Source organism: Gloeotrichia echinulata CP02, from assembly GCA_038087035.1.
Classification (GTDB): Bacteria; Cyanobacteriota; Cyanobacteriia; order Cyanobacteriales; family Nostocaceae; genus Gloeotrichia; species Gloeotrichia echinulata.
In genome coordinates, this window is sequence record CP051187.1 from 4011633 (window position 1) to 4026521 (window position 14889).

General features: G+C 43.2%; 14 protein-coding genes. 9 read left to right on the top strand and 5 right to left on the bottom strand.

The genetic code is table 11. The features are described from left to right. Positions 1-84: 84 nt before the first annotated feature. A complete protein-coding gene (locus HEQ19_17665; protein ID WYM01044.1) occupies positions 85-1134 on the bottom strand; it encodes an adenosine deaminase in 1050 nt (349 codons plus the stop codon). Between the two features lie 342 nt (positions 1135-1476). Between HEQ19_17665 and HEQ19_17670 the strand changes: the two genes are divergently transcribed. Further along, positions 1477-2988 (top strand): NAD(P)-binding domain-containing protein, encoded by a 1512-nt coding sequence (locus HEQ19_17670; protein WYM01045.1) that lies wholly within the window; start codon positions 1477-1479, stop codon positions 2986-2988. A gap of 144 nt (positions 2989-3132) precedes the next feature. Here HEQ19_17670 and HEQ19_17675 read toward each other — a convergent pair whose 3' ends face one another. After that, positions 3133-5661 carry a PAS domain S-box protein gene (locus HEQ19_17675; GenBank protein ID WYM03479.2) on the bottom strand — a complete coding sequence of 843 codons (2529 nt, stop codon included), beginning with the start codon at positions 5659-5661 and terminating at the stop codon, positions 3133-3135. A gap of 951 nt (positions 5662-6612) precedes the next feature. On the opposite strand from HEQ19_17675, the gene HEQ19_17680 reads away from it, so the two are divergent. The 4 genes from HEQ19_17680 to HEQ19_17695 all read left to right on the top strand — a co-directional run bounded on the left by HEQ19_17680 (position 6613) and on the right by HEQ19_17695 (position 10552). Continuing rightward, complete coding sequence (locus tag HEQ19_17680) at positions 6613-7956, top strand: adenylosuccinate synthase (GenBank protein ID WYM01046.1); 1344 nt, start codon at positions 6613-6615, stop codon at positions 7954-7956. 73 nt (positions 7957-8029) lie between these two features. Then, positions 8030-8329, top strand: coding sequence for a 50S ribosomal protein L25 (gene rplY / locus HEQ19_17685; GenBank protein WYM01047.1), 300 nt, complete (start codon positions 8030-8032; stop codon positions 8327-8329). A 183-nt stretch (positions 8330-8512) separates the two neighbouring features. Further along, entirely contained in the window at positions 8513-10057 is a 1545-nt protein-coding gene (locus tag HEQ19_17690; protein WYM03480.1) for an AAA family ATPase, read from the top strand. Between the two features lie 9 nt (positions 10058-10066). Next, the gene (locus HEQ19_17695) at positions 10067-10552 is read left to right on the top strand and encodes a hypothetical protein (GenBank protein WYM01048.1); all 486 of its coding nucleotides are present in this window, start codon (positions 10067-10069) and stop codon (positions 10550-10552) included. Positions 10553-10653: 101 nt separating this feature from the next. Here HEQ19_17695 and HEQ19_31150 read toward each other — a convergent pair whose 3' ends face one another. Beyond that, positions 10654-10785 carry a hypothetical protein gene (locus HEQ19_31150; GenBank protein WZI66950.1) on the bottom strand — a complete coding sequence of 44 codons (132 nt, stop codon included), beginning with the start codon at positions 10783-10785 and terminating at the stop codon, positions 10654-10656. Positions 10786-10800: 15 nt separating this feature from the next. Between HEQ19_31150 and HEQ19_17700 the strand changes: the two genes are divergently transcribed. Beyond that, the gene (locus HEQ19_17700; protein ID WYM01049.1) at positions 10801-11592 is read left to right on the top strand and encodes a YdcF family protein; all 792 of its coding nucleotides are present in this window, start codon (positions 10801-10803) and stop codon (positions 11590-11592) included. Between the two features lie 287 nt (positions 11593-11879). Then, positions 11880-12101 carry a hypothetical protein gene (locus tag HEQ19_17705; protein ID WYM01050.1) on the top strand — a complete coding sequence of 74 codons (222 nt, stop codon included), beginning with the start codon at positions 11880-11882 and terminating at the stop codon, positions 12099-12101. A gap of 15 nt (positions 12102-12116) precedes the next feature. Here the strand turns inward: HEQ19_17705 and HEQ19_17710 are convergent, their stop codons facing one another. Both HEQ19_17710 and HEQ19_17715 read right to left on the bottom strand, forming a co-directional pair. Then, the gene (locus HEQ19_17710) at positions 12117-13199 is read right to left on the bottom strand and encodes an ATP-binding protein (GenBank protein WYM01051.1); all 1083 of its coding nucleotides are present in this window, start codon (positions 13197-13199) and stop codon (positions 12117-12119) included. A gap of 183 nt (positions 13200-13382) precedes the next feature. Continuing rightward, positions 13383-13649: a hypothetical protein gene (locus HEQ19_17715; GenBank protein ID WYM01052.1), complete on the bottom strand. Its 267-nt coding sequence runs from the start codon at positions 13647-13649 to the stop codon at positions 13383-13385. Between the two features lie 150 nt (positions 13650-13799). Between HEQ19_17715 and HEQ19_17720 the strand changes: the two genes are divergently transcribed. Further along, positions 13800-14129 carry a hypothetical protein gene (locus HEQ19_17720; protein ID WYM03481.2) on the top strand — a complete coding sequence of 110 codons (330 nt, stop codon included), beginning with the start codon at positions 13800-13802 and terminating at the stop codon, positions 14127-14129. Positions 14130-14386: 257 nt separating this feature from the next. After that, on the top strand, positions 14387-14863 hold the full coding sequence (locus HEQ19_17725) for a hypothetical protein (protein WYM01053.1): 477 nt from the start codon (positions 14387-14389) through the stop codon (positions 14861-14863). The last annotated feature ends 26 nt before the right edge of the window (positions 14864-14889 follow it).

Below are 14889 nucleotides of genomic sequence, written 5' to 3' on the forward strand. Positions count from 1 at the left end.
GCGCGTAGGGTCTGCACCATACGCGTGCAAGGTTTTTGGTGCGGTTTGTCAATAAATGTCCATGTAAGTCTGGCAAATAGTTGACTAGGAGATTACTCTCATCGCCAAAACTTTTTCAGGTTCAGGTTTGAGCAATTCGTTCAATAGGGAAGCTGGACGTTCGCTATGTGGCCAAGCAAAAGCATGACGGAAAGCTGCATCTTGACAAGCTTGCAGTTGTTCAAAACTAATTATGTCATAGGTCAAGAGATTTTCATACTCAAATGGTAGGCGGACATTGTGTAAGCCGGCGTTATCTGTACAAATGGCGATGTCTACCCCAGCATCAAAACAACGGTCAAAAACCAACTTGAGTTGACGGATATCCTGTAAAGTTCCAGTTTTAAGATAGGTTGTGGGACAAACCTCTAAACATTGTCCGCGTTTGGCTAATTCTGGGAGTAACTCAGGATAAAGTAGAGGAATTTGGATACCGTGACCAATCCGCATCAGATAGGGTAAAAGTTTAGGAAAACAACCAACGGTGGTTTCATAGAGGTGTCCGGTAGTGCTAATACCCTGCGATCGCGCATGATTATACAGCTTAATCCATTCTTCTTCGCGCTCGGCGTAGTGGCTATCACCCCCAGCTACATCTATAGCACAAACATACTCTTTGTTTTGCGCTGCTAAATCAACAATCGCCTGATTGACTTCATAGGGTAAGCGCGTATGTGTACAGAGGATTTGACTCGTCACAATCGGATATTCTGGCAAACGGCTAGCTTTTCCGACAATTTCGACGATTTCTGCCATCTTATCAATTCTCTGAGATTGACTCAGATGTTCAGGTGTCCGTAAATACGGGGTGTAACGCAGTTCCAGATAAGCCAAATTTTCAAATATATACGCACCCCGTAGCAGGCGATAGATGAAGTAAGGTAAAGTCTCGACAGTTTGCACACTTTCCACTAGTGTGTGCAATTCCAGATACTCATCTAGGGTATTACGGGGACGGGTGTAAAAATCTTCAAATTCTGGATAGTCTCTAAAGCGGGAAATTAAATCAGACCCATGTCTTTCAAAATATCGCCACAAAACACGTGGTACAACCGAACCGCCCAGATGCCGATGCAATTCAGCGTATAAAGCCATAGTAGTTTTTTTATGGGTAAATTTTAATAATCTTAACAAAAACATTGAGCAAAAAAATCTATACCGAAAGAAAGATTCGCTAAAAATTCAACATTCGGTCATTAAAGTTAGTCAAAAATACATAGACTTATCCGTGTTGTTCATATTGTATGAGTTGTATATTTTACTAAATATTCAACCAATCCAACCTTGCTCCCTTCGTAGTCAGCGATTTATCGTTGATAAAATCCAGCACTAAACACTCAGTTAAACGTCTAAATGGTCGAAATTGGGTTATCATTTTTTATGTCTTCACGAAAACGATTTCGGTATCAAATAAAATTTTTATCTTCTTCAAAAAATATGCACATTAGACACATTTGTGTAATTGGCGCCGGTATTAGCGGTCTGGTAACAGCTAAAACCTTTCTGGAAGAAGGCTATGATGTCACCGTCTTCGAGAAAAAGCTGGGATTGGGTGGAGTCTGGGAAAAATCCCGCAGTTACCCAGAATTAACTAGCCAAAACACTAGTGATACCTACTGTTTTTCCGACTATCCCATGCCTAAATCTTATCCAGATTGGCCTTCAGCGGAGCAGATTAGGAATTACTTGGAGTCTTACGCCAAGCATTTTGGTATAATTGAGAAAATCCGGTTTGATACGGAAGTGATCAACGTTTCTAGAAAAGATGATGCACAAGCAACATGGGTAGTTACCGTTACAGCCAAACAGATAGAAGAAAGTCACGAATTTGACTTTGTAGTAGTGTGCAATGGTACTTTTAGTGACCCCAAACTTCCCTCTTTACCTGGTAAGGAAGAATTCACTGCATCTGGAGGGTTGGTTTTACATTCTACAGAGTTTAACGACACCTCGATGATTGAGGGTAAGCGGGTTATTGTCGTAGGTGTTAGTAAATCGGCCTGTGATATTGCTACTATAGCAGCGAACACTGCCAAAGAATGTACCCTGGTATTCCGCAAAGCTATGTGGAAAATACCAAGGTTTTTTCTGGGTGTGGTCAACCTGAAATATATTTTATTAACTCGTTTCTCAGAAGCTTGGTTTCTCTACCGTCATATGGGACGCTTAGAAACAATACTCCACAGTGTTGGTAAACCTCTGGTTTGGCTTTTCTGGCGGACTGTAGAGATGGTGTTACGCCTACAATTTGGTCTTGACAGTTGCGGGATGATGCCTGATCATCAAATAGATAAGCTTGAATGTAGTGTAACTATAGCGCCGTCAAACTTCTTTAATTATATACGTGCTGGGAAAATCAAGCCTATCAAAACGAGCGTAGCCAAGTTTATTCCTGGTGGTCTTGAATTGACAAATGGTCAGCAGATACTAGCAGATGTAGTTATTTTTGGTACGGGCTTTCGTCAACAAATACCTTTTCTGTCAGAAAAATATCAGCGGATGTTGATTAATGAAGAGGGTAACTTTCAGTTATACCGCTATTTAATTCACCCGGAAATTCCCCAGATGGGTTTTGTTGGCTATAACAGCAGTTTCTACACTCAGTTAACCTCAGAAATTGGTGCTTGGTGGCTGGTAGAATATGTTAACGGTAACTTGTCATTACCCTCAACACCGGAAATGTATCAAGATATCGCTGCTGAGTTGGATTGGATGAAAAATCACTTCTTAAGTATTGTCGCTGGTGGAACTTGTATTGCCTCATTTTCTTTGCGTCATGTTGAGCAACTCATCCAAGATATAGACACAAATCATCAGCTTGTAATTTGGAAAAATATTTCTCAAGTCATGTCACCTATTGATATATCCATTTACCACCAAGTTCGACAGGAATTAAAGTCGCTGAGATTAGACAAAAACCGTAACTTACTAACACCGATTGATTCATAAGTTTTGTTGAAGTGTTAGTAACAAACATATAAGCGTTTGTCCCCAATCCCCAATCCCTGGTAACAGAGCGGAGCCGTACCACTACGTGGAAGCAAGCTACGCGTAGCGTCCGCACCAGAAGTGCAATCCCCAATCTCCAATCCCTTAATTGTGAGTATTAACTGCACCAATTGTCTGCAATAACTCTTTGGCTGTACAGGGTTTGGCTAAAAAAGCTTGGACTCCCATACCTGAAACTTCTGCCAGATTTTGATTTGATAACAGTCCACTAATAGCAACAATTTTGACATGAGGATTGATTTTTTGTAATGTCCGAATTGCCATTGTTCCATCCATCGCTGGCATCATCATATCTAGCAATACTACACTAATTTGCTTTTGATATTGAGTATATATAGCAACCGCTTCCACGCCATTACTAGCAGTTAAAACCCGGTAATTGTATGTTTCCAAAGATGATTTGGTAATTTCGCGAATTAGAGCTTCATCATCCACGACCAAAATCAATTTACCATCGCCTAATGGTGCTTCTAATTCTGAAGTCTGGGAAGCTGTGGTATGATGGACAGAGGCAGGCAAGTACACCTTAAATTCTGTGCCTTTGTCTACTTGACTGTAGACATTGACAAAACCAACGTGATTTTTAATAATACCTAAAGCTGTAGAAAGTCCTAATCCTGAACCTTTGCCCACTTCTTTAGTGGTAAAAAATGGCTCAAAAATACGCTCTTGAATTTCTGGTGATATTCCTGTACCCGTGTCAATCACCGAAATAATAATGTAAGCACCCACTTGGGCATCAATATTCATTTGAGCATAATCTTGATCAATGACCAGATTTTCCACTGCGATCTTCAAACTACCACCATTGGGCATCGCATCACGGGCGTTGACTACTAGATTCATCAACACTTGATGCAGTTGGGTGGTATTCCCATAGATATACCAGAGATTTTCTGGTACATCAATATCGCAGATGATCGATTTGGGAAATGTTTGATTGATAATTTGCTCAATTTCTTGTATTAAATCCCTAACTTGGATTATTGTCCGCTTACCTTCGATACCGCGTGCAAAGGACAACACTTGTTTGAGTAAATTAGCGCCGCGTTTAACATTATTTTCGAGAGTTTGTAGCAGTCGCTGACTTTGTGGGTCACGCAATTTCATTTGCAATAGCTCAACAGACATTAAAATAGGAGCCAGAACATTGTTGAGGTCATGAGCAATCCCACCGGCGAGAGTACCAATACTCTCCAAACGTTGCGATCGCAAAAGTTGTGCTTCGAGTTGTTTTTTCTGGGTAATTTCTGTATTCACACTCAAGATAAATCTTGGTTGTCCATTGTCATCCCGTACCAATGTCCAGCGACTTTCAACAATAATTTCCTTACCATCTTTTGTCAAATGATGCAACTCACCCCGCCACTCCCCTGTATTAACGACGGTGAACAGTGCATCCTGTAGCTGTGAAGAGGGTTTTTTGTATAAAAGTTCTTCAACATTCTTACCCAAAGCTTCCTCAACCTTCCAGCCGTACAAACGTTGGGCGCCTTTATTCCAGAATAAAATCTGGTTATGGATATTTCGTACTAGAATACCATCGGTTGTGACATCCAACAGCGCCGCTTGTTCGCGGATTTTCTGTTCTGCTTGTCGGCCTTTAGTAATATCTCTTGTTACCGCCAAATGGAGAAAAGTTCCATCAGATTCGTTATGTAATGGAACAGCATGAGTTTCCATCCGGCGCCGAGTACCGCGAAATCCCACAATCTCAAACTCCAAAGTACCCCTGCTACCCTGACAAACACGATCATGCAATGCCTCATAGGCGGCGCGATCTTCTGGTACAATTCCCGAATAAACAGACTGACCAATGACCATATCAGCACTTTCTACCTCCATCATGGCCAGTCCAGCTGCATTAATTTCTAGAAGAGTACCATCCCTAGCAATTAACTTGATGCATTCCGGTTCTGCATCGATAATTGCTCGTAAACGATTCTCACTTTGGCGTAAGGCTAATTCCGTTTGTTGAAGTCGGGTAATGTAACGCCACAGCAAGTGATAAAGCACATAAATCAGCATCAAATCGACAAAAGTGGCGAGGAAAAATGAAGCGATTGTCTTTTGGGAACTAGCTTGGGACTGCTGAAATTGTCCCTGTAATATATCTTTCTCTACCTCTAATCGCTCATAAATTAGCTGTTGGATATCATTGCTAATGGTCTTGTCTTTATGTGACAGAACTAACTTTCGAGCCGCTGCAAATCCTTGGTGTTGATGTACCGAAACTTCTGTTTCTAGGATATTTAGCCTCTCAGTAATTTTCTGCTCAAGTAGAGTATTCCACTGCTGCTGTGTAGCGTTATCGTGAGCTAACTTTTGCAAACTTGCGAGACTTTTCTCAGTTTTTTGCCGCCCATCAATATAAGCTGTGAGAGCCTGAGCATCTGCATCAAGCAAATAGCTACGCTGGGCAATTTCCACATCTTTGAGTGTGAGAATAATCGTTTCTACTTGAGTAAGTATTGCTTGCGAATATGTCACCAATTGCTGATTGTTAATCACCTGTATGGTGTTGCTATAGGAGACTACAGCATTAGTAAATAAAATTGCTAATGCCAGAATAAATACTGCTCTTAGCTTTTGAATAACAGACCATTTCATCATGCGATCGCTCTTTGTGCTGCAGATGTCCCTAATTTGTGAGAATTAGAAATTTAAAATCAAATACCGGGCAAAAGTCAACCATTATGGCAGCACGGGTAATACAGTATATGTGATATCTATTTTGAAATGTACAGTACTTTAAAAGTTCCCAAAATTCGGCAACATCGGCAATTACACCCGATCATAAACCTATAAAAGCACTATCCAAGATTGCTGAGAATTTTGAGAACATTTAATAACAGGTTAACTGGAGCATAAAATCTGATCAAAGCTATGGTTTTAAAATTACGACCTACGCAACTGTTATATTTTTTGTGCAGGTTTAGGACTTTTCACATCTTGCACCTTTACGCATAAACTGTGAATCGACAAAATAATGTAATTTATTTTACATAAAATCAATATGGGTTTCAGTCCTCTTATAGAGGACTTAAGCTATGAGACAGGGACTGTAAGTCAGTGTCGGCTCTGTTCACTTAGTGATTAAACTCATGTATGACCAAAGTGCTGCAAGATAGGAGACTTACGCACTTATGGCAAAAAATTAGCCTTGGCGATTGCGTCGCGACCCACCCTTCCCTAGTACTCTGTCAAGATAAAAATGATGGACTGTAGTGCGGGCATCTTGCCCGCGTGAGCGAGACGCTCACACTACCAAAAATCCCTCAAAACAAAATTGACAGACTACTAGTCCCGCGATTTCAAACTACTCCAGGACTTACTTAGGTGTCACATTTAAACAATGGTGCGTGACGCCACAAGTCTTGTAACTACGTACAATATTTATCGCTGCGTCACGCACCCTACGATTATTATTGTGCCCCCAGAGTAGTTTATGCAAGAGGTTTAAGGAAAAATTTGTAATTAAGTTGTCAAATGGTCTTGACATGAATCGCAAAATATGTTGATAATTATCCTTTGTGAAAACTTTACCTCTATAAAATAAACGCTTTGGCTAACGTCATTGTCATAGGTGCCCAGTGGGGCGATGAAGGAAAAGGTAAAATAACAGATTTACTCAGCCGCTCCGCAGACGTAGTTGTCCGTTACCAAGGGGGTGTCAATGCTGGACACACAATTGTAGTCAAGGGTCAAACCTTTAAGCTGCATTTGATTCCCTCTGGTATTTTATATCCAGATACCGATTGCATTATTGCCTCTGGTACAGTCATTGATCCACAGGTTTTAATCGAAGAACTCGACCAACTAGAACAATTAAATATTTCAACTGGGAAATTGCTGATTTCTGAGACAGCCCACGTCACGATGCCTTACCATAGACTAATTGACAAGGCATCAGAAGAGCGGCGAGGAAGCCATAAAATTGGTACCACTGGTAGAGGCATTGGCCCCACCTATGCTGACAAATCTGAGCGTACAGGGATCAGAGTTTTAGACTTGATGGACGAGCAGGGGTTGCGTGAGCAGTTGGAATGGACGATCAATTATAAAAACGTCCTGTTAGAAAAACTGTATAACTTGCCACCTCTAGACCCAGAAAAGGTAATTGAAGAGTATCTGGGGTATGCAGAACGGTTACGACCTTACGTCGTCGATAGTTCGCTGAAAATATATGATGCCATTCAGCGGCGACGAAATATTTTGTTTGAAGGCGCACAAGGCACACTGCTAGATTTAGATCATGGTACTTATCCCTACGTCACATCCTCAAATCCCGTAGCGGGGGGGGCTTGCGTTGGTACAGGGTTAGGACCGACAATGATTGATCGGGTAATTGGTGTCTCAAAGGCTTATACAACACGAGTCGGCGAAGGACCATTTCCCACCGAACTTGAGGGAGAAATGGGAGACTTTTTAGGCGATCGCGGCGCCGAATTTGGCACAACTACTGGTAGAAAGCGACGCTGCGGCTGGTTTGATGCGGTCATCGGTCGTTACGCCGTTCGCATTAACGGTATGGATTGTCTCGCAATCACCAAACTCGATGTCCTCGACGAATTAGCCGAAATCAACGTTTGTGTTGCCTATGATATAGATGGTGAACGCTGCGAACACTTCCCCACCAGTTCCCGTCAGTTCGCCCGGTGTCGTCCCATTTACAAAACTTTACCAGGCTGGCAAGTACCCACAAGTGACTGTCGTACCCTGGAAGACTTGCCACCGCAAGCACTGGACTATCTGAAATTCTTGGCAGAATTAATGGAAGTCCCCATTGCGATTGTATCATTAGGAGCCAGTCGCGATCAAACCATCATTGTAGAAGACCCGATCCACGGTCCCAAACGCGCTTTGTTAAAAGCTGACGGTACACCCGTTACTTTATTGAGTGCTTAAAATCTGTCATTGGTCATTGGTCATTAATGACAAAGGACAAAGGACAACTAACAACTAACAACTAACAACTTTTATGGCGATTACAGTCGAATCTCAAAAACGTCCAGAAGGTAGCAAACCCAAGGCTTTGCGCCGTTCTGGGTTAATACCTGCAAATTTGTACGGTCACAACGGTACCGAATCAATTTCCCTAGTAGTTGACGCCAAAGTCGTTGAGCGCCTGCTCAAACAAGCTACCGTGAACAAGACAGAAGTTGTACTCAACATTCCTGAGATTGAGTGGACTGGTACAACAGTGATCCGCGAAGTTCAGAATCATCCAGCAAAAGGCTACACTTACCACCTCAGCTTTTTCGCCTCCACTAAAGGATAATCAAGGCAAGTATTTTGCTTTGCTTGTGACTAAAAGTTTGTGATAATTGCTGATTAAACCAGGGTTAAACCCTGGTTTTTTGTTATGCTATCAGCGTTATTGGTCATTTGTTATTGGTCATTAGTCATTGGTCATTAGTCAAGGACAAAGGACAAAGGACAAATGACAAAGGACAAAGGACAAATGACAAAAATGACAATTCCCGCCTTAATTCAACAAATGTTGCAGCCTGGATTTTATCCCCATGCGGTAACAGAACCGATTCAACTGATTCAAACCCATATTTCCTATGTTCTCCTGACTGGGGATTACGCCTATAAGCTGAAAAAACCAGTAAACTTTGGCTTTTTGGACTTTTCCACCTTAGAAAAGCGTCAGCATTTTGCTCAGGAAGAGTTACGATTGAATCAACGGGGAGCAGCCGAACTTTATTTAGAAGTATTACCTGTGACTCTGGTAGGAGAAGAATACCATCTAGGGGGAACAGGAGAGCCTGTAGAATACGCGCTGAAGTTAGTTCAGTTTCCCCAAGCAGCGCTGTTTAGCGCACTATTTGAAGATGGTAAGTTAAATCAGACAGAGCTAGAAGAGTTGGGAAGGGTAGTAGCTCAATACCATGCTAAAACCGAGACTAATGATTATATCAGGAGTTTTGGCGAAATCCCACAAGTACGGGGGTCGATTGACGAAAATTACCAGCAAACCAAGAAATACATCGGTGGTCCCCAGACACAGACCCAGTTTGAGGAAACAAAGCAATATACAGATAACTTTTTTGTCGCACATCCAGAAGTATTTGCGAGTAGAATTCAAAATCACTACATTCGCGAGTGTCACGGAGATTTACACCTGAGAAATATTGCTCTGTGGCAAAATAAAACTATGCTGTTTGACTGCATCGAGTTCAACGAGCCATTTCGCTTTGTTGATGTCATGTACGATGTAGCATTCACGGTGATGGATGTAGAAGCCAGACAACGTAAAGACTTGGCTAATGCGTTTTTGAATGCCTATGTCGAGCAAACTGGAGACTGGGAAGGTTTGCAGGTGCTACCTTTGTATTTGAGCCGTCAGGCTTATGTCCGCGCCAAGGTGACTTCATTTTTGTTGGATGATCCTGGTGTATCAGCAGAAGTAAAAGCAGAGGCGAGCAAAACAGCCGCTGAATATTATCATCAGGCGTGGGAGTATACTAAACCCAAACAAGGGCAAATAATTTTGATGTCAGGGTTGTCCGGTTCTGGTAAGAGTACAACAGCCAGGTATTTAGCTCGACAACTGGGAGCAATTCAAATTCGCTCAGATGCAGTACGGAAACATTTAGCCGGAATTCCTCTATTAGAACGGGGTGGAGATGATGTATATACACCCGAAATGACCCAAAAAACCTATGCTCGGCTGTTGGCATTGGGGATTATACTGGCTAATCAAGGGTTCTCTGTAATTTTAGATGCCAAATATGATAAACAAAAGTTGCGCCAAGAGGCGATCGCCCAAGCCGAAAAACACCAAATACCCCTGCAAATCATCCATTGCACAGCACCAGTAGAAGTTTTGCAAGAACGTTTGGTTAAGCGTACTGGTGATATTGCTGACGCAACCGCCGATTTATTGGCTTCACAACTTGTCCAAGCCGAACCCTTTACCGACGCGGAAAAACCCTACGTTAAAATTTTGGATACAACGCAATCGCAACAGGCACAATTAGAAACAGTAATTCGCCAATAGCTTTATCTCATGGCAAATAATATTTCTCCAAACTTGGTTTCGCAAGTGATATTCGGGATATTTATAGTACTCATCTTGACGATAACAGGGACTCCATTACCCCTGAGCATCGTCTTGGGTATCATCGGTGGTTTCACCTTAGGTTGGGTGACAACAGCCAGTAAAAATAACCCCCAACCCCAATCTGTAGCCTCCTCTGATGGGATTGATGCAGGGCTGAAATATTGGTTATTTTTTTTACTAGGCTTTACCTTGTTACGCTATCCACCACACATAAGTATCTTGTTGGGGGGAATAGCTGGTTTAGGCGGTGGCTGGATTATTGCTTGGTGGGGAAGCAAAGAAGAGACGAGAACTCAATTACAAGTTCAAGAGTCAGAAACTGACGACGCTGAACAGCCCAGAGGGAGAGTCACCAAACAGCAAAGCAGAAAACCCACCCGTCGTTTTCGGCGCCCTACTGGAAGTTTTAATTTCAAGTTTTGGGAAAGGTAAAATTGGGGGATTGGGTATTGGGAGTTAGGAGTTAGGAGTTAGGAGTTAGGAGTTAGGAGTTAGGAGTAATGAGTAATGAGTAATGAGTAATGAGTAATGAGTTAGGAGTTATTATTCTCCCCATCTTCCTCAGTCCCCAGCGATGCACTGAGCTTGCCGAAGTGTCCCCAGCGATGCACTGAGCTTGCCGAAGTGTCCCCAGCGATGCACTGAGCTTGCCGAAGTGTCCCCATTCCCCATCCCCCAATATGTTTTTATATCTCTCCAAGTTGCTACCACTATTTTTTTATCCCCTGGGACTAGCCTGTGTGAGTTTAATAGTGGCGTTGGTGATGTTGTGGAAAAGACCCCGAATTGCTGCAGGTGCGATCGCCTTGGCGTTAACTTTGTTGTTATTGAGTAGTAATGGCTGGGTTTCTAATTTACTGGTGCGATCGCTAGAATGGCAAAATATTCCCCCCGCTCAATTACCCAATGCAGACGCGATTGTGGTGTTGGGTGGTGGAACTAAATCACCAACTTGGCCCCGTCCAACGGTCGATTTAAGCGAAGAAGGCGATCGCGTCATTTACGCCGCTCAACTCTATCGTCAGCAAAAAGCTCCTATAATTATTCTCAGTGGTGGTCGCATCAATTGGCGTGGCACTGGTTCCCCAGAGTCAGCAGATATGGCAACCGTTCTCACCTCTATTGGTATACCATCTAGAGCAATAGTCCAGGAACCAGACTCACTCAATACCTATCAAAATGCTGTCAATGTCCGTAAAATTCTGGAATCTCGGCAAATTCGCAATGTATTATTAGTGACTTCCGCAATGCATATGCCGCGAGCATCCAAAATTTTCCAGCGTCAAGGAATTCAGGCGATTCCTGCACCTACCGATTTTCTCGTCACTCAGGGGAACATGGAAGAAATGACCAGCACTCCCAAAGGCGCTATTTTGAATTTGTTACCTGAGACAGACGATTTACACAAATTTACTAGGGCGTTAAAAGAGTACGTTGGTCTTTTTGTCTATAGCTTGCGCGGTTGGCTTTAATATGGTTAGGAGTAATGAGTAATGAGTTAGGAGTAATGAGTAATGAGTAATGAGTAATGAGTTAGGAGTAATGAGTTAGGAGTAATGAGTTAGGAGTAATGAGTTAGGAGTAATGAGTTAGGAGTAATGAGTTAGGAGTAATGAGTTAGGAGTAATGAGTTAGGAGTAATGAGTTTGGAGTAATGAGTTTGGAGTAATGAGTTTGGAGTAATGAGTTAGGAGTAATGAGTTAGGAGTAATGAGTTAGGAGTTATGAGTTAGGAGTTATGAGTTTGGAGTTATAAGTAATGTCTAAAGATTTACCATATATTATTCCATCAACTCCACCCGAAACTGAGGAAACATTTGCCAGTTATGAAACAACCCATCAGTTTTACCAAGAAGTTCAGACACGTTCGGAATTTCAACTATATTGTGAATGGTATTACAAAACGGCTGAACAAAACCGTCAGGATTTAAAGAAAATGCGCGGCGAACTGAATATTTTGCAGTGGTTTCGCCGCCGATGAGCAATCTCAAGCGTGTCAAAATAAGTGAGCAAAGACTTGTATTTGTTGTAACGCTTCTTCGCGCCAATTGTCGCCAATTTCCCCATCTTCTAAACTAAATAATCGTTCTCTACAGAGAATTTCCACTAACAGAGGTAAGCGGCGACTTTGTATCAAAATCCACTCGACATCGGGAGAAGCGAAGGTAATTGGTGAACTGGCTATCAATTCCCGCGCTTCTTTTTCAGTCATAGCCCCTAAAGTTGTGGTATATCCAAAGATATTGAAAAACGGTGAACTATGCCCGGTATTACGCGCTAATTCCATTGGTGATTCTGGGCTGGCTAAGATAAATGCCAGATTTCCTCTAGTATGATTAGTTGCTAAAGACCGCAAACTATCCCAAAACCTATCGTCTAATTCTCGACAGCGTTGTAAACCAGCACCAATCTCATCGAGTAATATAACAGTAGGCGATCGCAACTGATTACTGACTACATCCATAAAGTTATCCAAGTCACAAGGTGAGGGTACTTTCATCCCCAGTCCTTCTAAAATATGCTGTAGTAGGCGCTGTTTTTTCCCCATTCGCGAGTCTTGGAAGTCTACGAATATCCATTGATAATTGCTGGGATGCGGTAGCCAATCTGACTTTTGTCCTGGGCGCAACTCTGCTACTGGAGTAGTAGTAATATTTTTGAGATAGTGCAACAATGAAGTTTTACCACTGCGTTTTTTACCGAGAATGGCGGCGTTTTGCAGGGGATGGCGTTTTAATAAGTCGAATAGCCGTTTAAGTTCCTTCTCTCGTCCGAAAAAGTAACGGGGATGGGTAATAGGTAGTCCAGTGATGAAGGGCGTCTGGTTAATTGTAGCCAGAGACGGTGGTTGAGTTTCTGGTTCTTGATAGGCGATCGCTTCCCAGTCTAACCCCAACTTTTTGCACAGTTCGACAAAATTCCCGTAACTGACAGCTTTACCACTGAGGAAGTTTTTCACGGTGGATAAAGCCAGTGCAGCAGAGATTGCTAAAGATTCCTGTGTCCCATAGCCCTTTACCTGGAGAGCCAACCGGACTCTTCTAATATACTCTGGGGCAACTCGCAGCGATCGCGTCATTACTGGGATTGGGGATTGGGGATTGGGGATTGGGAGTTAGGAGTAATGAGTAATGAGTAATGAGTTAGGAGTTAGGAGTTAGGAGTTAGGAGTGATGAATTAGGAGTAATGAGTAATGAGTAATGAGTAATGAGTAATGAGTTAGGAGTTAGGAGTTAGGAGTTATTATTCTCCCCATCTTCCTCAGTCCCCAGCGATGCACTGAGCTTGCCGAAGTGTCCCCAGCGATGCACTGAGCTTGCCGAAGTGTCCCCAGCGATGCACTGAGCTTGCCGAAGTGTCCCCAGCGATGCACTGAGCTTGCCGAAGTGTCCCCAGCGATGCACTGAGCTTGCCGAAGTGTCCCCAGTCCCTGGTCACTGAGCGGAGCCGAAGTGCAGTCCCCAGTCCCCAGTCCCTGGTCACTGAGCGGAGCCGAAGTGCAGTCCCCAGTCCCCAGTCCCCAGTCACTGAGCGGAGCCGAAGTGCAGTCCCCAGTCCCCAGTCCCCAGTCCCTAGAGCCTTTTTCGGCGATTAGTCAGCTAGTATTCAGCTATTTCTCAGCCAAATGCAGCCAATGTGGGTTATACACTCGACTACACACACCAAAAACCGACAATTATGAATAAAATCCAAACACCACAACCCACAGTCACTAATAATGGCACTATCTTTCCGGCGCTGATGTATCAGGAACGTCAAAGCATTTATAAAGAACGGCGTCGTCAAGCCAAGACAGCATTTAATCTGGCTTTTGTGCTGACAAGCATTAGTGCGATCGCAGGTTTTGCGGGTATTATGCTCCTATTTGCCGGCAATATCTCCGCTGGTACTGTGACAGCTGCAGGCGGCGGGATTTATGGTACTGTGACAGCTTCGTGGCTGAAATTGGCAAAAGATGCCAATGATAGGTTAGATGAGGCTGCAAGGGCATTAGAAGCGGAAACGTGAATAATAACACCCCACCCCCAACCCCTCCCCGCAAGCGAGGAGGGGACACTTTGACCCTCCGAATTTTAGATTTTGGATACTTCTCTACGAACGCGAGTGCGTGTCGTAGACAGAGGCTACGCCAACGACTTAAGAGCGGGACGCTGCGCGAACGCTCAGTACAAGTTTTGGATTTTAGATTTTTGGGGTACCTTGCAGACCCCATGTGTCTGTAAAAATCTAATACACAGGCGGTTGTGTTTGCAGTTGGGGATGTCATGGCGAATGGTGCCCAGACAGCGTTTGCAGGGGATATGGTAGGATCTGCTATTGAGAAACAAAATCGCGATCGCCTGGCAGCATCCCAGAAACGCATCAACGAAATTGTAGCGAAAAAAACACAAGAGTTAGAGCAACGTCTCGCAAAGGAAGTCGAAGCACAAGAAATAGCTTATGTAGCCTCTGTTAAAGCAGGTTTTGAACCAGAAGGCTGTCTCAGAGTTCTTCAGTTGCTAGCGAAAACCCCTGGATTTGAATATGATACCAACCATCCATCTATACCCCAGCGGATAGAAGCACTGAATGCGATTATGAGCCAATATCCACCTCAGTCTTTAGTTGAGGACGGGGAAACGCAAATATCTGCAACGGCGCCGTTAAGCTATGAAATTTCTCAGGATGGGACAAGGTTACAGATTAAATCTCGTCGTGGTGTTTCCCTCGCGGATGATTTAGAAACTCGGTTTGGGAAGTAGGGGATTGGGGATTGGGGATTGGGGCG

Bases quoted from the DNA above. Each gene is read 5' to 3' on its own strand.
- HEQ19_17710 (WYM01051.1), bottom strand. From the start codon at position 13,199: ATGACGCGATCGCTGCGAGTTGCCCCAGAGTATATTAGAAGAGTCCGG.
- HEQ19_17725 (WYM01053.1), top strand. From the start codon at position 14,387: ATGGCGAATGGTGCCCAGACAGCGTTTGCAGGGGATATGGTAGGATCT.
- rplY (WYM01047.1), top strand. From the start codon at position 8,030: ATGGCGATTACAGTCGAATCTCAAAAACGTCCAGAAGGTAGCAAACCC.
- HEQ19_17705 (WYM01050.1), top strand. From the start codon at position 11,880: ATGTCTAAAGATTTACCATATATTATTCCATCAACTCCACCCGAAACT.
- HEQ19_17690 (WYM03480.1), top strand. From the start codon at position 8,513: ATGACAAAAATGACAATTCCCGCCTTAATTCAACAAATGTTGCAGCCT.
- HEQ19_17670 (WYM01045.1), top strand. From the start codon at position 1,477: ATGCACATTAGACACATTTGTGTAATTGGCGCCGGTATTAGCGGTCTG.
- HEQ19_17700 (WYM01049.1), top strand. From the start codon at position 10,801: ATGTTTTTATATCTCTCCAAGTTGCTACCACTATTTTTTTATCCCCTG.
- HEQ19_17720 (WYM03481.2), top strand. From the start codon at position 13,800: ATGAATAAAATCCAAACACCACAACCCACAGTCACTAATAATGGCACT.
- HEQ19_17695 (WYM01048.1), top strand. From the start codon at position 10,067: ATGGCAAATAATATTTCTCCAAACTTGGTTTCGCAAGTGATATTCGGG.
- HEQ19_17665 (WYM01044.1), bottom strand. From the start codon at position 1,134: ATGGCTTTATACGCTGAATTGCATCGGCATCTGGGCGGTTCGGTTGTA.
- HEQ19_17675 (WYM03479.2), bottom strand. From the start codon at position 5,661: ATGATGAAATGGTCTGTTATTCAAAAGCTAAGAGCAGTATTTATTCTG.
- HEQ19_31150 (WZI66950.1), bottom strand. From the start codon at position 10,785: ATGGGGACACTTCGGCAAGCTCAGTGCATCGCTGGGGACACTTCGGCA.